Raw genomic sequence first — 20893 nt, 5'->3', positions numbered from 1 at the left:
AGCGATCGAAAACCACCGCTCCCTTCTCCCCTTGCGGGAGAAGGTGCCGGCAGGCGGATGAGGGGTCGCACAGGTCGTGGAAGCCCTTCGCTCCGCCAACGATCCACGTCGCGGGACCCCTCACCCTAACCCTCTCCCGCAAGGGGAGAGGGGACTCTGTCGTGCATTCCTCAGCCCTGCTCGCTCTTCGCCAGCACCGGCGCGAAGGCCTCGGTCGCCTTTTTCAGTTCGGTCGCGACATCCGCCCCGCCGATCATATTGGTCAGGCCAACGCCGAAGACGTCGCGGAACTCGGTGACCGGGACGATCTGCGGCAGGGCGGCGCGGGCGATCTTCGCCGATTGCAGCAGGCAGTCGAAATACTGCTTGCCGAATTTCGAGGACTCGATCGTCGCCTTGTCGAGATAGGCCGAGGAACGGGCCGGGGCGCCGGCACCCGCCTTCAGCATGGCGAGCTGCTGGGCCTTGTTGGTGATGAACTGGATGTAGAGCCAGGCGGCCTCCTTCTTGGCGGAGCCGCGCGAGATGCCGATGCCGTCGCCGAACATGCCGGCATGATGCGCCTTCGGCCCCGGCGGGGTGACGCCATAGCCGACCTTGCCGACGATGCGCGACTTCGAAGGATCCTCGAGCGGGGTCGCAAAGCCGATACCGTCGAGCCACATCGCGGCGCGGCCCTGCATGAAGGTGGTCTGGCATTCGTTCCAGTTGAAGCCGACCGAACCAACAGGGCCGGTGTCCTTGTTGAGCTTCTTGTAGAGTTCGCCGGCCCAGATCGCCTCCGGACCATCGGTCTGCAGCTTGCCGTCGGCCGAAGTGGTCTCGACGCCCTGACCGAGCAGCAGGCAGGCCCAGACCGGAACGTTCGCGTTCTTCAGCCCGCGCGAGACGAAGCCGGCGACGCCCTTGGCCGGGTCGTGCAGCTTGGCGGCCGCGACCGCCATCTCGTCCATGCTCTTCGGGAAGGCGACGCCCTTCGCGTCGAAGAGCTCCTTATTGTAGTAGACCATCCAGTAATCGACGAAATAGGGCAGCGTATCCAGCGCCCCGTCGGCCTGACGGGCATAGGCCACAGCGCCGGCGCCGAAATCCTCGAAATTGAAGTCGGGCGAGGTCAGCGAGGCGTCCTTGATGAAGGGCGAGAGATCGGCGAACCATTTGCCCTTGGCCGCCATGCGCTTCTGCACATGCAGCGAGATCGCGCTGACATCGAAGCTCGGCTTGCCCGAGGCGAACTCGATCACCGCCTTCTGGCGCTGCTGCTGCTCCGGCACCTGCTCGGAGGAGACCTTGATGCCGGTGAGCTCGGTGAACTCCTTCTCCGCGGCCTGGAACAGGTCCGAGCGCGGATTCTTGACCAGCAGAACGTCGATCGACTGGCCGGAAAAGCGCTTCCAGTTGAAGGCGGCCTGGGCGTGCGCCTCGCGCAGCACCAGCGGCGAGGCGACCGCGCTGGTCGCGCCGAGCGCGGCGGCGCCGCGCAGCAGGCCACGCCGCGTCGGCTTCAGAATGCTGTCGGTCATGATCGTCCTCCCTGTCGATATGAGAAGGCCGCTCCGGGCCCTTTGATCCGATGCCGGCAGGCCGCGCCCGCGAAGGGCCGGCCCGTGCCGAGGCGGCGACGCTAATCCTGTTCAAACGCGGTTGCAAGCTGACATGTTGGCGTGCACATAGTGTTGAACCTCCAGCGCGGCCTCACGCCAATGACAGCATCGATGCTCCCCTCGAGACCGCTCGGCCGCTCCGGACTGACACCGAGCGCGCTCGGCTTCGGCGGCGCCCCGCTCGGCGATCTCTATGCCCGTCTCGACGAGGCCACCGCCATCGCGACGGTCGAGGCCGCGCTCGCCGCCAGCGTCAGCCTGATCGACACCTCGCCCCTCTACGGACACGGCCTGTCGGAGCACCGCATCGGCGCGGCGCTGCGCCGCTCGGACAGGAAGGACGTCATCATCTCGACCAAGGTCGGCCGCGTCGCGGTGCCTTTCGCCGGGCGCGGCGACGGCTCGGGCTATCTCGGCGGCCTGCCGCATGGGCTGCGCTTCGACTACTCCCATGACGGAGCCATGCGCTCACTCGAACAGTCGGCGCTGCGCCTTGGCGTCGACCATCTCGACATCGTCCTGATCCACGATGTCGATGTCTGGACCCATGGTGCCGACCGGATCGAGGCGCGCTTCGCCGAAGCCATGGACGGCGCCTATCGCGCCCTCGACCGGCTCCGCGCCGCCGGCGCCGTCAAGGCGATCGGCGTCGGCGTCAACGAGGCCGAGATGTGCGAGCGCTTCGCCCGCGCCGGCGATTTCGACGCCATGCTGCTCGCCGGGCGCTATTCCCTCTTGGAACAGCCGGCGCTCGCCTCCTTCATGCCGCTCGCTTTGGAAAAAGGCATCGGCCTGATGCTCGGCGGCGTCTTCAATTCCGGCATCCTCGCCACAGGGCCTGTCGCCGGCGCCCGCTATAATTATCGTCCGGCCCCGCCCGAGATCCGCACGCGCGTCGCCGCGATCGAGGCCGTCTGCATCCGCCATGGCGTGCCCCTGCGTCGCGCCGCCCTGCAGTTCCCACTCGGCCATGCCGCGGTTTCGAGCCTGCTGATGGGCGCCGTCACGCCTAGCGAGGTCGCAGACCAGCTCGCCGAGCTTTCCGCTCCCATCCCCCCTTCCCTCTGGGCCGAGCTGAAGGCCGAAGGCCTGCTCGGCGCCGATGTCCCGGTTCCGGGGTGACGCCATGCGGATCGACGCGCATCAGCATTTCTGGAGCCTCGCCCGCGGCGATTATGGCTGGCTGACCCCGGCGCTCGGCGTAATCCATCGCGATTTCGGCCCGGACGACCTCGAGCCGCTGCTGGCCCGCCACGGCATCTGCCGCACCATCCTGGTCCAGGCAGCGCCAACCGAGGCCGAGACGGCCTATCTGCTCGATCTTGCCGCGAGCACCCCCTTCGTCGCCGGCGTGGTCGGCTGGACCGATTTCGACGTCGGCAATGCCGCCGAACGCATCGCAGAGCTTGCGACCAACCGTCTGCTCGTCGGTCTGCGGCCCATGGTGCACGACATCGCCGATGATCGCTGGCTGGCACGCCCCGCCCTGGCGCCGGCCTTTCATGCCATGGCGGAACAGGGTCTCGTCTTCGACGCCCTGCTGAAGCCCCGCCATATTACGCCGATGCTCGACATGCTCCAGCGACAGCCTGACCTCGCTTGCATCATCGACCACGGCGCCAAACCTGATCTGGCGCGCGGCGAGCTTTCCGCCTGGCGCGAGGGCATGACGGCGCTCGCCGCGCATAAAAATGTCTTCTGCAAGCTCTCGGGGCTCGTCACCGAAGCGCGCGCCGACTGGACGCTGGCGACGCTCCGGCCGGCCTTCGAGCATCTGCTTGGCGCCTTCGGACCCGAACGCCTGATCTGGGGCAGCGACTGGCCGGTGGTGACGCTGCGGGCGAGCTATGCGCAATGGTTCGGCGCCACGGATGCCCTGCTCGCCGCCCTGCCGAACGCAGAGCGCGAAGCCATCCTCGGCGGCAATGCCCGCCGGCTCTATCTCTCGCAGCGCGGACGCAGTTGAGATGCTCAGGAACCTCGACCCGGTCCTCTCCGCCGATCTGCTCTGGGTGCTCGCCGCCATGGGCCATGGCGACGATCTCGCTCTGGTCGACGCCAATCATCCGGCCGAGACGATAGCGCGCGCCACCACGAGCGGCCGGCTGGTCCGCCTGCCCGGTCTCACCATGGCACGAGCGGCGCGCGCCATTCTTTCGGTGCTGCCGATCGACGATTTCGAGCCCGAACCGGTACGCCGCATGCTGGTCGTCGGCGATCCCCAGGCGATTCCCGACGTGCAGGCCCAGGTCCAGGCGGAACTCGACCGCGCCAACGAAAAGCCTATGCCGCTCGTCGGAATCGACCGCTTCGCCTTCTACGAAGCGGCCAAGTCCGCCTTCGCCGTGGTCCAGGTCGGCGATCCCCGCCCCTATGGCTGCTTTCTTCTGCGCAAGGGCGTGATCGCTGGCCCACCCGGCTAACGCTGCGACGTTCTGATTCTTCCGGCGTCCCCGAGGCGCTTGTCTGGCTTTTTAATATGCATTTACAATACATCTTTTATCGCCTAGAAATCTGGCCTTCGGACCTCTTTCAGGGCTGCTGCAATGGTCGACCGAGTCGTATCCCGCGCCCCGACGGGCGCTCCCGCCACCGCCGGGGGCGACAGCTCCCATGGCCAGGGTGACAGCACCCTGGTCCCGATGCTGATCAGCGGCCTGGTTCTGGTCGTCATCGCCATGATCGGCGTGATGATCTTCGTCTGAGAGCAGGCGAAGGGTGGCTCCACACCGATACCCAGACAAGCGCACCGGGAGCGCCGGCGTGATCGCGTGAGGCTGTGACCATGTCGGCGCCCTCCGACCCCTGCCTTCGCGATAGCGAGGCGGATGGTACGACGAAGCGGAGCGAAGTCGAATCTGCGCGATGGGTTGGTGGGCGGCATCGCGCCAAGAAAGATGGTGCCCCTGGCCGGGATCGAACCAGCACTCCTTGCGGAACTCGATTTTGAGTCGAGCGCGTCTACCAATTCCGCCACAGGGGCCCCTTGCGGGCGGCGCGGACTATAACTGTCGATCCGGCCCGGTCAATCTCGCGTGAGCGGCTTTTTTCACTCCAGCCCGGCATGGACGGCGCCGGCGCAGCCGGATAGCTAGAAGCGCATCGCCTCCGGCAGGTTCACCGCCGGATGCGCCGTCATCGTCAGAGGGCCGCAGCATGGCTTCCGCGAACACGCCACCCGCTGCCGCCCTGCCGCCGGAACGGCGTGGCGCCTTCCAGCGCCTCTATCTCTGGACCTTGTCGCTCGCCGCACGCCCGGCCGCCCAGCTCTGGCTCGCCGTGGTCGCTTTCGTCGAGAGCTCCTTCTTCCTGATCCCGGCCGATGTCCTGTTCGTGCCGATGGCGCTGGCCGACCCACGCAAGGCCTATCGCTACGCCCTGGTCGCGACCGCATTCTCGACGCTCGGCGGCATCGCCGGCTACGGCCTCGGCTATTTCGCCTTCGATGCGCTCGCCCGGCCGGTCCTTGCCTTCTATGGCAAGCTCGCCGCCTTCGAGGCTTTGCGCGCCTGCGCCGGGCCGGACACCACTCTGCTGCTGCTGACCACTTCCGGCCTCGCCCATCTCCCGCCGATCAAGGTGGTGACGATCCTCGCCGGCGCCGTGCAGGTCGGGCTCGGCTTCTTCGTCATCTCCTGCGTGCTCGCCCGCGGCGCCCGCTTCTTCGCCCTCGCCTTCCTGCTGCGCCGCCATGGCCCGGCGATCCGCCATTTCATCGAGCGGCGCCTCAAGCTGATCGCCTTTGGCGGCGCTACCCTGCTGATCCTGCTCTATTTCGGCCTCAAGCTGCTGACAGGCTCCGGCCAACTCTTTTCCTGCTGAGCGACCCATGACCTCCACGCCTCTCGCCGACCTCTTCGCAAAGCCGCGCCGCGTCATCGCCTTGATCGGCCTCGCCAGCCTCGCGCTGATCGCCGGTGCCTGGTTCTTCGAGCTCGTCGTGCTGCTGCGGCCCTGCAAGCTCTGCCTCGAGCAGCGCGTCCCGCATTACGCCGCGATCGGGCTTGCCGCCGTCGCGCTGCTGCTCGCCCGCTCGCGCCGGAGCCAACTCGTTGCCCTTGCCGCCCTCGCTTTGCTGATGGCCTGGAGCACCGGACTCGGCATCTACCATTCCGGTGTCGAATGGGGCTGGTTCGCCGGCCCGAACGATTGCGGCGGCGCGGTCGCGCCCGCCGCATCCGGCATGCAGGACTTCATGAAGCAGCTGCAGACGGTCCGCGTCGTCTCCTGCACCGAGGCGGCCTGGCGCTTCCTCGGCCTCTCGCTCGCCGGCTGGAATGCTCTCGCCTCGCTCGGGCTGCTTATCGCAGCACTGCTGGGATTGAAGAGCGCAGCGAGAGTGGCTGGCGGTTCGCCAGCGTGAGTCGACTGGCGTGACTTTCGAGAACCGGCGCGCAGCGGACTGCTGTCCGTGAGCACCGGAAGCGCAGAAAGTCGCGTCAAGCGGCCGCGCCAGTAGAATTTGCAGCCCGGCTCAGGGCTCGAGTTCGGAATCCCAGTAGAGATAATCGAGCCAGCTCTCGTGCAGATAGTTCGGCGGGAAGAGCTTGCCGTTGCGGTGCAGATCGTTGATCGACGGCGCGAAGGGCTTCTGCATCGGAATCATGCCGACGGCGGTCGGCATCTTGTCGCCCTTGCGCAGATTGCAGGGCGAGCAGGCAGCGACGACGTTCTCCCAGGTCGTCAGCCCGCCCTTGGAGCGCGGAATGACATGGTCGAAGGTCAGTTCCTCGCGCCCCAGGCAGTACTGGCAGGCGAAACGGTCGCGCAGGAAGACGTTGAAGCGGGTGAAGGCGGGGGTACGCGAGGGCTTGATATAGGTCTTGAGCGAAACCACCGAGGGCAGCTTCATGTTGAAGCTCGGGCTGCGCACCACGGTATCGTATTCGGAGACGATGTTGACCCGGTCCATGAAGACCGCCTTGATCGCGTCCTGCCAGCTCCACAACGACAGGGGGTAGTAGCTCAGCGGCCTGAAATCCGCGTTGAGCACCAAAGCCGGACAGCCATCCGGCGAAGCCATCGGATGCATTACATGCGCCGTCACCCGTATCGCGCCTCCGCTTAATCGAGCCGGACGAATCCCGTAGCCCGATAATGTAAGCGCGAGACGACAGGATTGTGAAGCGGCGATGTTGCGGCGCGAATGGGAAACGGGATTTAGGACACCAGCCGGGGCGACGCGGACGCCACCGATCTCCGTGATGCCGGCCAGAGCGCAGCATAGCGCCGGAAGCCGTCATACGGGGGCGCTCTACGATGGCTTCCAGAGCGCGCGCCTTCGGCGCCTGACCGGAATGTCGGTGACCGTGAGGGGCGCCTGCGCCCCTTTATAGCATCGGACCGAAAAGTGGACTCCAGTTTTCGGAAAACTCCGATGCGATAACACTGAGATAGATCACCGTGACCGCGCCCGAACGGACGCGCGGTGATCTAACGGGTCGGGATCGGCTTCTCGCCGCGATAATCGTAGAAGCCGCGCTTGGTCTTGCGACCGAGCCAGCCGGCCTCGACATATTTCACCAGCAGCGGGCAGGGCCGATACTTGGAATCGGCCAGCCCGTCATGGAGCACCTGCATCACCGAGAGGCAGGTGTCGAGGCCGATGAAATCGGCGAGCTGGAGCGGCCCCATCGGGTGATTGGCGCCGAGCCGCATCGCGGTGTCGATGGCCTCGACCGAGCCGACGCCCTCATAGAGCGTGTAGACGGCCTCGTTGATCATCGGCAGCAGGATGCGGTTGACGATGAAGGCCGGGAAATCCTCGGAGACCGAGGCCGTCTTGTGCAGACGGGCGACGAAGTCCTTGGCGAGCTCGAAAGTGTGATCGTCGGTCGCGATGCCGCGGATCAGCTCGACGAGCTGCATCAGCGGCACCGGGTTCATGAAATGTATGCCGATGAAGCGCTCCGGCCGGTCGGTCGCCGCCGCAAGGCGGGTGATCGAGATCGAGGAGGTGTTCGAGGCGAGCAGCGCGTCGGACCGCAGATAGGGGCAGACCGCGGTGAAGATCTTGCGCTTGATCTCCTCGCTCTCGGTCGCAGCCTCGATCACCAGGTCGCAGGCGCTCAAGCCTTCGAGAGACGGCGCCGCGGAAATCCGCGACATGGCGTCGCGCCGGATTTCGTCGGCGATGGCGCCCTTCGAGACCTGGCGGGCCATGTTGCCGTCGATCGTCGCCAGCGCCGCCTTGATGCGGTCCTCGGCGATATCGTGCAGCTTGACCTCGAACCCGGCCACAGACGCCACATGGGCGATGCCGTTGCCCATCTGCCCGGCACCGATGATGCCGATCGTCCTGATCTCTTGGTCCATGTGACGCTTCTGTTTCCCGGTGGCTGGAGCCGGATGCCTTTCAGGGGAAGCGCACTGCGTTCCCACCTCGAGACATCCCGTCTCCCGACATGACGTTAGGGCGGAATGCGAAAAACCGGCCCCCGCTTTTTCGCATTCCGCTCTGGCGCGGGCCGCATCGCTGCGACCCGCGAGGTTTCGGCTTACTTGCCGATCTTGGCGAGCTCGGCCTCGAGCTCGGGCATGATCGTGAAGAGATCGCCGACCAGGCCGTAATCGGCGACCTGGAAGATCGGCGCTTCCTCGTCCTTGTTGATCGCGACGATCACCTTGGAGTCCTTCATGCCGGCGAGATGCTGGATCGCGCCGGAGATGCCGACCGCGACATAGAGGTCGGGCGCCACGACCTTGCCGGTCTGGCCGACCTGCCAGTCGTTCGGGGCATAGCCGGCATCGACCGCGGCGCGCGAGGCGCCCATGGCAGCACCGAGCTTGTCGGCGACCGGCTCGATCACCTTGCCGAAATTCTCCGCCGAGGCGAGCGCACGCCCGCCCGAGACGATGATCTTGGCCGAGGCGAGCTCCGGACGGTCGGACTTGGCGACCTCCTCGCCCTTGAAGCTCGAAATGCCGGTGTCGGCCACGACAGCGACGCTCTCGATCGGCGCGTTCGCCGAACCGTCGCCGGCCGCCTGGAAGGAGGCGCCGCGCACGGTGATGACCTTCTTGGCATCGCCCGACTGAACGGTTTGGATGGCGTTTCCGGCATAGATCGGCCGCTCGAAGGTATCGGCCGAGACGACCTTGGTCACCTCGGAGATCTGCATCACGTCGAGCAGGGCGGCGACGCGCGGCATCACGTTCTTGCCGGTCGTGGTGCCCGGCGCGACCAGCGCGTCATAGGCGCCGGCGAGCGAGACGATCAGCGCCGCCAGCGGCTCGGCGAGGCGGTGCTCATAGGACGCGTCCTCGGCATGCAGCACCTTCTCGACACCGTCGAGCTTGGCGGCAGCTTCAGCGACGGCCTTGGCGTTGTGGCCGGCGACCAGGACATGCACGGGCGCGCCGAGCGCCTTGGCGGCAGTCAGGGCCTTGCGGGTCGCCTCGTTGAGGGTCTTGTTGTCGTGCTTGGCGAGCAGCAGCGTCGTCATGGTTCAGAGCACTCCCGCTTCGTTCTTCAGCTTGGAGACAAGTTCGGCGGCGGAGGAGACCTTGACGCCGGCCGAGCGGCTCGGCGGCTCCGCGGTCTTCAGCACGGTCAGGCGCGGCGCGACATCGACGCCGAGCGTCTCCGCCGTGGTCTCGTCGAGCGGCTTCTTCTTCGCCTTCATGATGTTCGGCAGCGAGGCGTAGCGCGGCTCGTTCAGGCGCAGATCGGTGGTGACGATCGCCGGCAGCTTCAGCCCGACGGTCTGCAGGCCGCCATCGACCTCGCGGGTGACGTCGACCGAGCCGTCGCCGACCGCGACCTTGGAGGCGAAGGTGCCCTGTGGCCAGCCGAGCAGCGCCGCCAGCATCTGGCCGGTCTGGTTGGCGTCGTCGTCGATCGCCTGCTTGCCGAGGATCACCAGGCCGGGATTCTCCTGCTCGACCAGCTTCTTCAGGATCTTGGCGACGGCGAGCGGCTCGACCGTACCCTCGACCTTGACCAGGATGCCGCGATCGGCGCCCATGGCGAGGCCGGTGCGGATTGTCTCCGCCGCCTGCGCCGGGCCGATCGAGACCACGACGACCTCGGTCGCCTTGCCGGCTTCCTTCAGCCGCAGAGCCTCCTCGACGGCGATCTCGTCGAAGGGGTTCATCGACATCTTCACATTGGCCAGCTCGACGCCCGAGCCGTCCGCCTTCACGCGGATCTTCACGTTGTAGTCGACGACCCGCTTGACAGGCACGAGAATCTTCATGGGCGCTTCACCGTTCGGGAGAGATGGACCGTGACCCGGTGCCGAACGAAATCGCGGCAGTTCGGCATCGCGGCCCGCGGCTGGAATGCGCGGGGACCGTAGCGACGGGAATTTGCCGTTGTCAACGGCGTGAAGGTCGCGCCGGGCTCAGGCCGGGCGCCCGAACAGCGTTTGACCGCGCCGGATCAGGAACGGCGTCAGCGCCGCACCAGCCCCCAGCCCGCCGAGATGCGCCCACCAGCCGACAGCGCCCTGCTGGTCGAACAGCGCCGAAAGCAGCTGGAACAGGATCCAGGCGCCGAGCGCGTACATCGCCGGGATACGGATCGGAATCCACTTGAAAGCGAGCCCCCATACGCGCACGCGCGGGTAGAGCATCAGATAGGAGGCGATCACGCCCGAAATCGCCCCGGAGGCGCCGACCAGCGGCTGTTCCGAGTCGGGATTCATCAGCGCGTGCAGCAGCGCCCCGGCGATGCCGCAGAGCATGAAGAAGACGAGGAAGCGCAGATGGCCCATCGCATCCTCGACATTATCTCCGAAAACCCAGAGGAACAGCATATTGCCGACGAGATGGGCGAAGCTGGCATGCAGCAGGATGCCGGTCATCAGCGTCAGCCAGGGCGGCGCCTTGAACAATTCAGGCGGCAATTGCGCCTCGCCGAACAGCACCGCCGGAATCGTGCCGAACCCGGCGAGAACCGCGATCTCGCTCGCCTCGCTGGTCCAGTGCATCAGCACGAGCCGCAGCAGGATGCAGATCGCGATCAGCGCATAGGTGACATAGGCGACGCGGATGAAGCGCATCGGCACGCCGTCATGCAGCGGCACGAACATCGGTTCAGCGGTTCTGCCCGGGCGTCCAGAGCACGTCGCCCCCCGCCCTGGCGTTGAGATAGCGGGAGGCAACGAACAGGAAGTCCGAAAGCCGGTTGATGAATTTCAGCGCCGGCTTCGCGACGCTCTCGCCCGGAATACCGGCAAGCTCGACCATCAGCCGCTCCGCCCGCCGGCTGACGGTGCGGGCGAGATGGAGATGGGCGGCGGCCGGCGTGCCGCCGGGCAGGACGAAGGAGCGCAGCGTGCCGAGCCCCTTGTTCAGCGTATCGATCTCGGCCTCGAGCCGGTCGACCTGCGCCTGGACGATGCGCAGCGGCTCCCATTCCAGCTTCTCGCCGGTATCCGGCGAGGCGAGCTCGGCACCGAGGTCGAAGAGATCGTTCTGGATGCGGCCCAGCATCGCGTCGACGCTCGCATCCTCGGAGGCGCAGTGCAGCCGCGCCAGGCCGATGCAGGCATTGGTCTCGTCCGTGGTGCCATAGGCGGCGATGCGCAGGTCGAATTTCGGCCGGCGAGCCCCGGTGGCGAGCGCCGTGGTGCCGTCGTCGCCCGTGCGTGTGTAGATGCGATTGAGAATGACCATGACAGCTTTATAGCGCGCCGCCGCGCCGGCGGAAGGGGCGGTTTCGCCGCGCGCTCAGCCGAGCCGCAGCGGCAGCAGCCCCGGCTCCTTCAGCGTCTCCAGCGCGATCTCGGAGCGCACCCTTGCGACGCTCTCATGCGGCAGCAGCACCTCGTTCACCAGCCGCGCCAATTCCTTGAGATCGCCGACCGCGACCTTCAGCATGTAGTCCGCCTCGCCGGTCAGGGCATGGGCCTCGAGCACGGCCGGGGTGAGCTTCACCAGATCGCGGAAGCGCCGGGCATTGTCGCGCGAATGGGTGTTCAGCGCGACATGGATGAAGACGGTGACCGACAGCCCGATCGCTTCGGGATCGATCAGGGCGCGATAGCCGCGCACCACGCCCTCCTGCTCGAGCCGCTGGCGCCGGCGCGAGACCTGGCTTGCCGACAGGCCGATCTTCTCAGCCAGCGCGCCATTGGTCAGCGAGGCGTCCTGCTGCAGCGCTTCGAGCAGGCGCCAGTCGAAAGCGTCCAGGGCGGGCATTCCGTGAGCGTTTCCGTTTCATGATGCACGTTTCGTGCAAATGAAGCGCTCGCTCGGTCGATTTTGCAAGATCATCGCCGCGGCGATGCGCGACCATGGCCCTTACAAATCGACCCAGGAGGAGGACGCCATGGGCCCGTTCCCGCACGACACCGCCCCGCCCGCCATTTCCGACGCCAACCCGATGGGCACGGACGGCTTCGAGTTCGTCGAGTTCGCCCATCCCGAGCCGGAGAAGCTCGGGTCCTTGTTCGAGACCATGGGCTTCACCAAGGTCGCGAAGCATCGCTCCAAGCAGGTGACGCTCTATCGCCAGGGCGACGTCAATTTCGTCGTCAATGCCGAGCCTGATTCCTTCGCGCAGGGCTTTGCCGCGCAGCACGGCCCCTGCGCCTGCGCCATGGCCTTCCGCGTCGTCGACGCCAAACAGGCCTTCGAGCGCGCCGTCGCGCTCGGCGCAGAGCCCTATGAGACCAGGGTCGGCCCCGGCGAATTGCAGATCCCGGCGGTCAAGGGCATTGGCGGCTCCCTGCTCTATTTCGTCGAGCGCTATGGCGAGAAGGGCTCGATCTGGGATGTCGACTTCGATTGGCTCGGCGAGCGCGACCCGCACCCCGAGCAGGCCGGGATGTATTATCTCGACCATCTCACCCACAACGTCATGCGCGGCCGCATGGACCATTGGGCCGACTGGTACGGCAAGCTCTTCAACTTCCGCGAGATCCGCTTCTTCAACATCGAGGGCAAGCTGACCGGGCTGATCTCGCGCGCCCTGACCTCGCCCTGCGGCAAGATCCGCATTCCGATCAACGAATCCCTCGACGACAAGAGCCAGATCGAGGAATACCTGCGCCAGTACAAGGGCGAGGGCATCCAGCATGTCGCGCTCGGCGCCCGCGACATCTATGCCAGCGTCGAGCAATTGCGCGCCAACGGCCTGCCCTTCATGCCCTCGCCGCCCGCGACCTATTACGAGAAGGTCGATGGCCGCGTGCCGAACCATGGCGAGCCGGTCGAGCGGCTGAAGGCCAATGGCATCCTGATCGACGGCGAGGGCGCGGTCGCGCTCGGCTCCAAGGAAGGCCGGATGAGCAAGGTGCTGCTGCAGATCTTCTCGGCCACCGTGGTCGGACCGATCTTCTTCGAATTCATCCAGCGCAAGGGCGATGACGGCTTCGGCGAGGGCAATTTCCGCGCCCTGTTCGAGTCGATCGAGGAGGACCAGATCCGCCGCGGCGTGCTGAAGCCGCAGGCGGCGGAGTAGACCGCGTCCCCGTCATGGTCGGGCTTGTCCCGACCATCCACGTCTTGGCGCCGCCGCCCCAACGCGACGTTCAAGACATGGATGCTCGCCACAAGGGCGAGCATGAAGGTGGAGACAGCGAGTCAAACCGCCAGCGTCGGCGCCGTCATCGCCTCGCGCAGCGCCTGCGCGAAATGCCGGGCCGCGAGCCCCGCCCCCGGGGCGATCAGCAGCGCCACCGAAAGCTCGAACAGTGCCGGCAGCCCATCGCCCGGAGTGAGCCGCCGCAGCCCGGTCGGCACGGCGCTCTCGGTGATCGCCGTGACGCATAAACCGGCCTCGACCGCCGAGAGCAGCCCGGCCATGTGCGAGGAGGAAAAGACCAGCCGGTGCGGCCGCTCGGCCGCCTCGAGCGCCGCCAGGATGCGCGGCCTCGCCCGGCAGCCCTCATTGAACAGGCCAAGCGGCAGGGTTTCGTCCAGCTCCGGCCGGTGGCCGCGACCCGCGACCCAGACCAGTGGCTCGCGCCTGAGACGCTCGCCCTTGGGCCGGCCAGGATCCTGGGTGATCACCGCCAGATCGAGCTCGCCGGCTGCGACCGCCGGCTCGATCCGCTTCGAGAGCTCGCAATGCACTTCGAGCTCGACGCGCGGATGCTCGGCCGAGAAGCGCATGATCAGCGGCCGCAGATAGGCGTCGACATAGTCGTCTGGCACACCGATGCGCAGCCGCCCCGAGGCCTTGTCGCCGGCGAGCTCGGCCCGCGCCTCGCATTCGACCGCGAGCAGGCGGCGCGCATGGGCGAGCAGCCGCTCGCCCGCCTCGGTCGGCGTGACGCCGCGGCGCGACCGCTCCAGCAACTGCCTGCCGAGCGTCGCCTCGAGATCCTGGATGCGCCCGGAGATCGCCGATTGCGTCCTGCCGAGCCGCTGTCCGGCGGCAGTGAAACCACCGGTTTCAGCGACCGCGACCAGCATGGCGAGCGCGTCGAGATCGAGATGGGCGGACATGCGACCTTCCATCGGAAACGCTTATAGATGAATCAAAATAATCCATTTTTCCGATCGCTGGAAGCGGTGTACACGGGCCTCCGTAGATCAGCCGTCTTCTGGACAAGCGGCGAAGCCGCGCAGCGCCGAAATCCCTCGTAAGGGTCACTCTACGATGGCTTCCGGCACTCCGCTTCGCTGCGGCCGGAATGACGGCGTTTCGTCGTCTTGTCGCATCCGAAAACCAGCATGTCCGCCCCCGGCCTCTCCCTGTCCGATCGTCCGGCCTCGCCGGCCTTCGCCATGTTCCTCATTCTGATGCTGGGCGCGACCAGCATCGGCTTCTCCGGGATCTTCGTCCGCTTCGCCGATGTCGGGCCGGCCGCCGCCGGCTTCTGGCGCATGGTCTTCGCGCTGCCGGTTCTCGCGGCCTGGATGGCGCTGGAGGGCCGCCGCGCCGGCGCAACGCGTAGCGGCCCGGGCGCGCTCTGGCCAATCGCCATCGCCGGCGTCGCCTTCGGCGTCGACGTCACGCTCTATAACGGCGCGCTGCTGCACACGACGATCGCCAACGCTTCGCTGCTCGGCAATCTCTCGCCGGTCGGCGTCATCCTCGGCGGCTGGCTGATCTTCGGCGAGCGCCCGACGCGGCGCATCCTCGGCGCCCTGCTGCTGGCGCTGGGCGGCGCCGGCATGCTGGTGCTGCCCAAGTTCACCGGCGCACCCGCTGCCGGCTCCCTGCTCGGCGACACGCTCGCCGTCGGCGCAGCCTTCTCCTATGCCGCCTATATCCTTGCCGTCCGCCGCGCCCGCAACCGCGCCGATGCCGGCCGCATCGGCCTGATCTCGACGGCGATCTGCGCCGTCTTCTGCCTCGCCGCCGCTCTGGCTCTCGGCGAGACAATCCTGCCGCAGAGCCTGACCGGCTGGCTCGCCGTCGCGGCGCTCGGCCTGATCGCCCATGCCATGGGCCAAGGGCTGATCACGCTGGCGCTCGGCCATTACGGCGCCAACGCGACCTCGCTGGTGATGGTCTGGCCCTCGCTGGTCTCGGTGCTCGCCGCCTGGGCGATCTTCGCCGAGCAGCCCTCCCCTGCTCAGGCCTTCGGCGGCGTCGCGATTCTGGCCGCCGTGCTGATGGTCCGGAAAGGCTGAGATTCGGCTTCGCCTGAGACCGCGCGCTTCACGCTTTCATCGTCGACCGATCCAAACCGCTCCTCCGGCGTTTAGCCGGCAGGAGGAGCTGTCATGGCACGACATCCGATGGCGAAGGCCTGCGTCGCAGCCGCCCTGTTGCTGCTGGCGCGCCCCGGGGCGGCCCAGACCGAGGCCGGCGAGGGTGAAGCGAGCTTCCTCAACGCGCTCGAGGGCCGCTTCAGCGGCACTGGCACGCTTCAGAGCGCCGGCGGAAGCAGACGCTCGCTCAAATGCCGGTTCGATGGCGACCAGCAGGGCGCGCGGCTCAGCCTCGACGGCAGCTGCAGCACCGCCCTGATCTTCAGCACCGCGATCCGGATCGAGCTCCGGCACGATCCGGCGACCGGGCGCTATGCCGGCAGCTTTCGCGAGAGCACGGGGACCGTGGCCGATCTCGGTGGCCGGCGCCAGGGCGAGCGTCTGACCCTCGCCTTCACCGAAACCGCCGAGAGCGTGCGGCCGAACCCGCCGGCGACCCTGACCATCACCCGCCGGCAGGGCGGCATCGCCCTGACGCTGCGCGGCAGCAAGCCGGGACAGGGCCAGAATCTCGACCTCGCCTTGCGCGAGGAGTGACGCGCAAAAGAAAGAGCCCGCCCGGAGGCAGGCCCTTGTTCTTCTACTCCGCCGCCAGTCGCGGCGAGGGGAGCTTGCCGGCCATCGCCTTGGCGCTGGCTTCGCCCGGCATATGCTCGGGATCGTGGATCGGCTCCCAGGTCGATTCGTCCTCGGCCTTGCTGAAAAAGCGGCCGAAGGCCCAGGCCAGCAGGCGCCCAAGATCGTCCATCACCGTGTAGAAGGACGGCACGAAGACGAGGCTGAGCACGGTCGAGACGATCAGCCCGCCGATCACCGCGATCGCCATGGGCGAGCGGAACTCGCCGCCATCGCCGACACCATAGGCCGAGGGCAGCATGCCGGCCGCCATGGCGATCGTGGTCATCACGATCGGCCGGGCCCGCTTGCGGCCGGCCTCGATCAGCGCCGTCATCCGGTCTTTGCCGCGCCCGACCTCCTCGACCGCGAAATCGACCAGCATGATCGCGTTCTTGGTGACGATGCCCATCAGCATCAGGAGGCCGATATAGACCGGCATCGAGACCGGATTGTTGGTCGCGAGCAGCGCGATGACCACGCCGCCGAAGGAGAGCGGCAGCGAGAGCAGGATGGTGATCGGCTGGAAGACCGAGCCGAACAGCAGGATCAGCACGGCGAGCACCAGCATCAGGCCGGTCGTCATCGCGGTGATGAAGCCCTGCACGACCTCGCCCTGGATCTCGGCATCGCCGGTCGCGGCGATGCGCACGCCCTCGGGCAGCCCGACCTCCGCGACGATCTTGTTGAAGGTCTCCTGGGCGGTACCGAGCTCGAAGCCACGCTTCAGATCGGCGCCGATCGCGGCCCGGCGGACGCGGTCATAGCGGTCGATCGAGGACGGGCCCTCGCCGAAGCCGATCTCGGCGACCGCGGTGAGCGGGACCGAGACGCCGTTGACATTGGTGACGCGCAGCGCCGCGATGTTACGGATATCGGTGCGCGCCTGCTCGTCGAGCTGGACGCGGATCGGCACCAGCCGGTCGCCGGCGTTGAACTTGGCGAGATTGGCGCCGATATCGCCGATGGTCGCGACCCGGATCGCCTCCGAGATCGCCTCCGGCGTGACGCCGAGATTGGCGGCCTGTTCGAGCTTCGGCGTAACCCGCATCTCCGGCCGGCTCAGCGACCCGGCGGTGGCGACGTTGAGATAGCCGTCGACCTTGCGCATCCGCGCCTCGATCCGGGCCACTGCCTCATCGAGCGCCGCCCCGTCCTTGGACAGGATCGAGAAGGCCATTTCGCGCTCGCCGCGCTCGTTGACATACCAGGCGCGGACATCGGGCACCGCGGCGAGCTTTTCGGCGATCGTGACCTTGAGTTCCTTTTGCGGGATGGCACGCTCGGCCTTCGGCTGCAGCATGATGAAGACCGCGGCGCGGCGAACCTCGCGCTGTCCGGTCGGCGACGCCCCGCCCAGCACGAAGACACGGATGACCTCCGGGATTTCGCGCAGCTTGTCGACGATCTTGTCGGAGGTGATCCGGGTGTCCTCCAGCGTCGAGCCGGGCGGCAATTCGACCGATGCGACGACGCGCGCCGTGTCCTCGTCCGGGATAAAGCCGGTCGGCAGCAGCGACGTCGCCTGGATCGAGCCCCAGAGGAAGACGAAGCCGATGGCCAGCGTCAGATAGCGCACCTTCAGCGTCGCCTTGAGCAACCCGACATAGCCGCGCATCACGAGCCCGTCCTTGGGCTCCTGATGGTCCATCGGCCGCATCAGATAGGCCGCCATCATCGGCGTGATCAGGCGCGCGACCAGGAGCGAGAACAGCACAGCGACCGCGACGGTGAGTCCGAACTGTCGGAAATACTGGCCGGCGACGCCGCCCATGAACGAGACCGGCGCGAAGATCGCGACGATGGTGAGCGTGATCGCGATCACCGCGAGGCCGATCTCGTCGGCCGCCTCCATCGCGGCGCGATAGGGCGACTTGCCCATCTTCATGTGCCGGACGATGTTCTCGATCTCGACGATGGCGTCGTCGACCAGGATGCCGGTGACCAGGGTGATGCCGAGCAGGCTGACGAGATTGAGCGAGAAGCCCATCATCTCCATCGCCCAGAAGGTCGGGATCGCGGAAAGCGGCAGAGCGACCGCGGTGATCAGCGTCGCGCGCCAGTTGCGCAGGAACAGGAAGACGACGAGCACGGCCAGCGCCGCGCCCTCCAGCAGCGTCTCCATCGCCGCCTTGTAGTTGCCATGGGTGTAGGAGACCGCGTCGTCGATCGGCTTCAGCGCGATCTCGGGATAGCGCTTGTTGAGCTCGTCGATCCTGGCCGCGACCACATCCTTGACCGAGAGCTCGCTCGACCCCTTCGAACGGAAGACCGCGAAGGAGACCACCGGCTGCTTGTCGAGCCGGCCGAAGGCGCGCGGTTCCGAGTTCGAATCCTCGACGCGGCCGAGTTCCTTCAGGCGGACCTCGCGCCCGCCGGTGAGCTGGATCTTGCTCTCGGCCAGCTCGGCGACGCTGCGCGCGCCGGCGAGCGTGCGGATCGCCTGTTCCTGGCCGCCGACCTCGCCGCGCCCGCCGGCGAGATCGACATTGGTGGCGCGGATCTGGCGGTTGACCTCGCCGGCAGTGACGCCGAGCGCGAGCAGCCGGTCGGGATCGAGCGAGATCCTGATCTCGCGATCGACGCCGCCATAGCGCTCGACCCGGCCGACGCCCTTCAGCCCCTGCAATTCGCGCGCGACGACGTCGTCGACATGCCAGGAGAGCTGTTCGAGCGTCATGCCGGCGGATGCCGCGCCATAGGTCAGGATCGACTGGCCCTCGACATCGATGCGCTGGATCACCGGCTCGTCGATCTGGCGCGGCAGATCGGCCCGGATCTTGGCGATCGCGTCCTTGACGTCGTTGACCGCCCGGTCGGTATCGGTCTCCAGGCGGAACTCGATCAACGTGGTCGAGGCGCCGTCGGTCAGCGTCGACATCACATGCTTGACGCCGGTGATGTTGGCGACCGCGTCCTCGACGCGCTTGCTGACCTGGCTTTCGAGCTCGGCCGGCGCCGCGCCGGACTGCGTCACCGTCACCGAGACCAGCGGCACGTCGATGTTCGGGAAGCGCGTCACCGGCAGCTTCGAGAACGAGAGCAGGCCGAGCACGCAGAGCACGACGAAGAGCAGGATCGCCGGAACCGGCTTGCGGATCGACCAGGCTGAGAAGTTGATGTTCATGGCCGGGCTCGTCAATTCGTCATGACCGGCGTGATCACGTCGCCATTGCGCACGAAGGTGCCGGCGCGCGCCACGACGCTCTCGCCCTCGGCGAGGCCGGAAAGGACTTCGGCCCGGCCATTGCCGATCAGCCCGAGCTCGACCGACTTGGTCGTGACCTTGCCATCCTTGACGGCCTGCACCGTCACCCCGCCGCGGCTATAGGTCAGCGCCGACAGCGGCAGGACGAGACTGGTCTTGCGGCCGGTCTCGATCACGCCGCGGGCGAAGGAGCCGATCGCCACCGGCGGATTGCCCTTGAGCGCGATCCGCACTCGCCCGAGCCGCGAGGCCTTGTCGACCTCCGGCGCGATCAGCCGGATCTCGCCTTCCAGGACCTGGGCCGCACCCGCCGGCGTCACCGTCACGCGCTGGCCCGGCTTCAGCCCGGGGATCTCGACTTCCGCAACCTCCGCCTCGAGCTCGACCGCACCGTCGGCGATGACCTTGAACAGCGGCTCGGCCGACGCCATCGCGGCCATGGCGCCGAGCCGCGCATTGCGGCGGCTGACGATCCCGGCCTTGGGCGTCCTGATGTCGGTGCGTGCCAGCTTGACGTCGATATCCTTGCCCTGCGCCTTCGCCAGGGCGAGATCGGCGGACATGATCGCCAGGTTCTGCTTGGCCGAGTTCAGCCGCGCCTGCGCCGCCCGGGCGGCGGTGGCGCGCAGATCATAGGTCTCGACGCTGGCATTGCCGCTGTCGCGCAGGGACTTCGTCCGCTCGAAAGCGTTGTTCGCCTGCACGAGATTGGCCTCGGCCTCGACGATCTGCGCCTTGGCCTGGTCGACGCCCGCCTCGGCGCGCTGAATCTGTGCGTCGTTCTGGCTGCGCTGGACATCGAGGCTGACGCGCGAGAGCCGCGCCAGAACCTGGCCGGCAGCGACGCGATCGCCCTCCTCGGCCAAGAGCTCGGTGATCACGAAACCATCGATCTCGGGCGTCACCATCACCTCGTCGCGGGCGATCATCGAGCCGGAGACGACGACGCTCTGGACGATCTCGTCGCGCTTGGCCGATGTCACCGTGATCGCCGGCCCGGCCTGGGTCGGCTGCACGGCCGCGGCAGCCGGCGCCTGGGCCAGCCCGATCGCCGGCAAGCCGGCGGAGGCGAGGAAGGACAGCGCGGCGAGGGTCTTGCGGAAGCTGGGCATGGGTGCGGCTCTTTGCGCGTTCATGGTTGCTCGTCCTGGCCCGGCGGCAGCAGCAGGACCTGCGCCAGACCGCGCATCGCGGCGAAAAGCGTCTCGGCGCCGGCGGCGGCGTCGAATTCCGGGTCGACGGCGCGCCGGCAGAAGAAGCCATCGGCCATCATGAAGATCGCCTGCAGAAAGCGCGCTTGATCGAGATTGACCGGCAGCTCGCCATTCTCGCGGGCGACCGCGACCGCCGCAGTCACCCCCTGCTCGACCGTACCGTCAATGCTCGCGCACATCTGCGCCATCTGGGGATTGCGGGCCGCCTCCGCCCAGATCTGCAGGGCGATGATCGCCTTCTCGCGCGGCTTGTGCACGAGATGGAAACGGCCGAGCTCCTCGAGCTGGTCGAGCAGTCCGCCCTTGTCCGGGTCGAGCCCGGCGAAATCGGCGGCGATCTCGCTGCGGTCGCGCTCGGCGATACCGGCGACGATCGCGTCCTTCGACGGAAAATAGCGATAGAGATTGCCGGGGCTCATGCCGGCCTCGAGCGCGACATCGTTCATCGTCGCGGCATGGAAACCGGAGCGCGCGAAGACGCGCTCCGCTGCGTCAAGAATGCGGATATGGCGCTCGGACGGGCCGCGTTCGGCCGGTAGCTGGTCTGCGATCTGCGACAAGGCACGGCCAAATAAATGAGAATGAACGTTCATTCTCATGTCGCAACGCAACCCGGCTGTCAACTGCGAATACGGCCA

General features: G+C 67.3%; 21 protein-coding genes and 1 tRNA gene. 9 read left to right on the top strand and 13 right to left on the bottom strand.

The features are described from left to right. Positions 1 to 170: 170 nt before the first annotated feature. Positions 171 to 1523 carry an ABC transporter substrate-binding protein gene (locus tag AC3RCC_RS03170; RefSeq protein WP_291645961.1) on the bottom strand — a complete coding sequence of 451 codons (1353 nt, stop codon included), beginning with the start codon at positions 1521 to 1523 and terminating at the stop codon, positions 171 to 173. Positions 1524 to 1715: 192 nt separating this feature from the next. Here AC3RCC_RS03170 and AC3RCC_RS03165 point away from each other — a divergent pair, with 192 nt between their 5' ends. The 4 genes from AC3RCC_RS03165 (at position 1716) to AC3RCC_RS03150 (ending at position 4309) form a co-directional block, all read left to right on the top strand. Next, on the top strand, positions 1716 to 2726 hold the full coding sequence (locus AC3RCC_RS03165) for an aldo/keto reductase (RefSeq protein WP_492257563.1): 1011 nt from the start codon (positions 1716 to 1718) through the stop codon (positions 2724 to 2726). Beyond that, a complete protein-coding gene (locus AC3RCC_RS03160) occupies positions 2707 to 3570 on the top strand; it encodes an amidohydrolase family protein (protein WP_492257562.1) in 864 nt (287 codons plus the stop codon). Before AC3RCC_RS03165 ends, AC3RCC_RS03160 begins: the two co-directional genes overlap by 20 nt. Before the next feature lies 1 nt (position 3571). Then, positions 3572 to 4027, top strand: a complete 456-nt coding sequence (locus AC3RCC_RS03155; RefSeq protein WP_492257561.1) for an RbsD/FucU family protein — start codon at positions 3572 to 3574, stop codon at positions 4025 to 4027. A gap of 123 nt (positions 4028 to 4150) precedes the next feature. After that, positions 4151 to 4309, top strand: a complete 159-nt coding sequence (locus AC3RCC_RS03150; protein WP_492257560.1) for a hypothetical protein — start codon at positions 4151 to 4153, stop codon at positions 4307 to 4309. Positions 4310 to 4502: 193 nt separating this feature from the next. Here AC3RCC_RS03150 and AC3RCC_RS03145 read toward each other — a convergent pair. Beyond that, positions 4503 to 4587 (bottom strand) — tRNA-Leu (locus tag AC3RCC_RS03145). A gap of 173 nt (positions 4588 to 4760) precedes the next feature. On the opposite strand from AC3RCC_RS03145, the gene AC3RCC_RS03140 reads away from it, so the two are divergent. Then, positions 4761 to 5426: a YqaA family protein gene (locus tag AC3RCC_RS03140; protein ID WP_492257559.1), complete on the top strand. Its 666-nt coding sequence runs from the start codon at positions 4761 to 4763 to the stop codon at positions 5424 to 5426. Positions 5427 to 5433: 7 nt separating this feature from the next. Then, a complete protein-coding gene (locus tag AC3RCC_RS03135) occupies positions 5434 to 5967 on the top strand; it encodes a disulfide bond formation protein B (protein ID WP_492257558.1) in 534 nt (177 codons plus the stop codon). Positions 5968 to 6078: 111 nt separating this feature from the next. On the opposite strand, the gene AC3RCC_RS03130 is transcribed toward AC3RCC_RS03135, so the two are convergent. The 7 genes from AC3RCC_RS03130 to AC3RCC_RS03100 all read right to left on the bottom strand — a co-directional run bounded on the left by AC3RCC_RS03130 (position 6079) and on the right by AC3RCC_RS03100 (position 11750). Continuing rightward, the gene (locus tag AC3RCC_RS03130) at positions 6079 to 6636 is read right to left on the bottom strand and encodes an HNH endonuclease (protein ID WP_291641352.1); all 558 of its coding nucleotides are present in this window, start codon (positions 6634 to 6636) and stop codon (positions 6079 to 6081) included. A gap of 401 nt (positions 6637 to 7037) precedes the next feature. Then, on the bottom strand, positions 7038 to 7919 hold the full coding sequence (locus tag AC3RCC_RS03125) for a 3-hydroxybutyryl-CoA dehydrogenase (protein ID WP_492257557.1): 882 nt from the start codon (positions 7917 to 7919) through the stop codon (positions 7038 to 7040). 182 nt (positions 7920 to 8101) lie between these two features. Beyond that, a complete protein-coding gene (locus AC3RCC_RS03120; protein WP_291645954.1) occupies positions 8102 to 9049 on the bottom strand; it encodes an electron transfer flavoprotein subunit alpha/FixB family protein in 948 nt (315 codons plus the stop codon). 3 nt (positions 9050 to 9052) lie between these two features. Continuing rightward, entirely contained in the window at positions 9053 to 9802 is a 750-nt protein-coding gene (locus AC3RCC_RS03115; protein WP_291645953.1) for an electron transfer flavoprotein subunit beta/FixA family protein, read from the bottom strand. A 147-nt stretch (positions 9803 to 9949) separates the two neighbouring features. Next, a complete protein-coding gene (locus tag AC3RCC_RS03110; RefSeq protein WP_291641320.1) occupies positions 9950 to 10639 on the bottom strand; it encodes a rhomboid family intramembrane serine protease in 690 nt (229 codons plus the stop codon). Positions 10640 to 10643: 4 nt separating this feature from the next. Next, the gene (locus tag AC3RCC_RS03105) at positions 10644 to 11225 is read right to left on the bottom strand and encodes a cob(I)yrinic acid a,c-diamide adenosyltransferase (protein WP_492257556.1); all 582 of its coding nucleotides are present in this window, start codon (positions 11223 to 11225) and stop codon (positions 10644 to 10646) included. Positions 11226 to 11279: 54 nt separating this feature from the next. Continuing rightward, positions 11280 to 11750 (bottom strand): Lrp/AsnC family transcriptional regulator, encoded by a 471-nt coding sequence (locus AC3RCC_RS03100; RefSeq protein ID WP_492257555.1) that lies wholly within the window; start codon positions 11748 to 11750, stop codon positions 11280 to 11282. 130 nt (positions 11751 to 11880) lie between these two features. Between AC3RCC_RS03100 and hppD the strand changes: the two genes are divergently transcribed. Continuing rightward, positions 11881 to 13014, top strand: coding sequence for a 4-hydroxyphenylpyruvate dioxygenase (gene hppD / locus AC3RCC_RS03095; RefSeq protein ID WP_492258737.1), 1134 nt, complete (start codon positions 11881 to 11883; stop codon positions 13012 to 13014). Positions 13015 to 13136: 122 nt separating this feature from the next. On the opposite strand, the gene AC3RCC_RS03090 is transcribed toward hppD, so the two are convergent. Beyond that, positions 13137 to 14003: a LysR family transcriptional regulator gene (locus AC3RCC_RS03090; protein WP_492257554.1), complete on the bottom strand. Its 867-nt coding sequence runs from the start codon at positions 14001 to 14003 to the stop codon at positions 13137 to 13139. Positions 14004 to 14231: 228 nt separating this feature from the next. On the opposite strand from AC3RCC_RS03090, the gene AC3RCC_RS03085 reads away from it, so the two are divergent. Then, a complete protein-coding gene (locus AC3RCC_RS03085; RefSeq protein ID WP_492257553.1) occupies positions 14232 to 15137 on the top strand; it encodes a DMT family transporter in 906 nt (301 codons plus the stop codon). A gap of 93 nt (positions 15138 to 15230) precedes the next feature. Beyond that, on the top strand, positions 15231 to 15755 hold the full coding sequence (locus AC3RCC_RS03080) for a hypothetical protein (protein WP_492257552.1): 525 nt from the start codon (positions 15231 to 15233) through the stop codon (positions 15753 to 15755). Positions 15756 to 15798: 43 nt separating this feature from the next. On the opposite strand, the gene AC3RCC_RS03075 is transcribed toward AC3RCC_RS03080, so the two are convergent. The 3 genes from AC3RCC_RS03075 to AC3RCC_RS03065 are packed head-to-tail and all read right to left on the bottom strand — an operon-like array spanning position 15799 to position 20848. Then, positions 15799 to 18960 (bottom strand): efflux RND transporter permease subunit, encoded by a 3162-nt coding sequence (locus AC3RCC_RS03075; RefSeq protein ID WP_492257551.1) that lies wholly within the window; start codon positions 18958 to 18960, stop codon positions 15799 to 15801. 11 nt (positions 18961 to 18971) lie between these two features. Next, complete coding sequence (locus AC3RCC_RS03070) at positions 18972 to 20153, bottom strand: efflux RND transporter periplasmic adaptor subunit (protein ID WP_492257550.1); 1182 nt, start codon at positions 20151 to 20153, stop codon at positions 18972 to 18974. Between the two features lie 20 nt (positions 20154 to 20173). Next, the gene (locus AC3RCC_RS03065) at positions 20174 to 20848 is read right to left on the bottom strand and encodes a TetR/AcrR family transcriptional regulator (RefSeq protein ID WP_492257549.1); all 675 of its coding nucleotides are present in this window, start codon (positions 20846 to 20848) and stop codon (positions 20174 to 20176) included. Positions 20849 to 20893: the final 45 nt, after the last annotated feature.

The organism is Allobosea sp. GW823-FHT01F03 (assembly GCF_058798075.1).
Note: the sequence above shows the minus strand (reverse complement) of the source record. Positions and strands in the feature narration are given on the sequence as shown.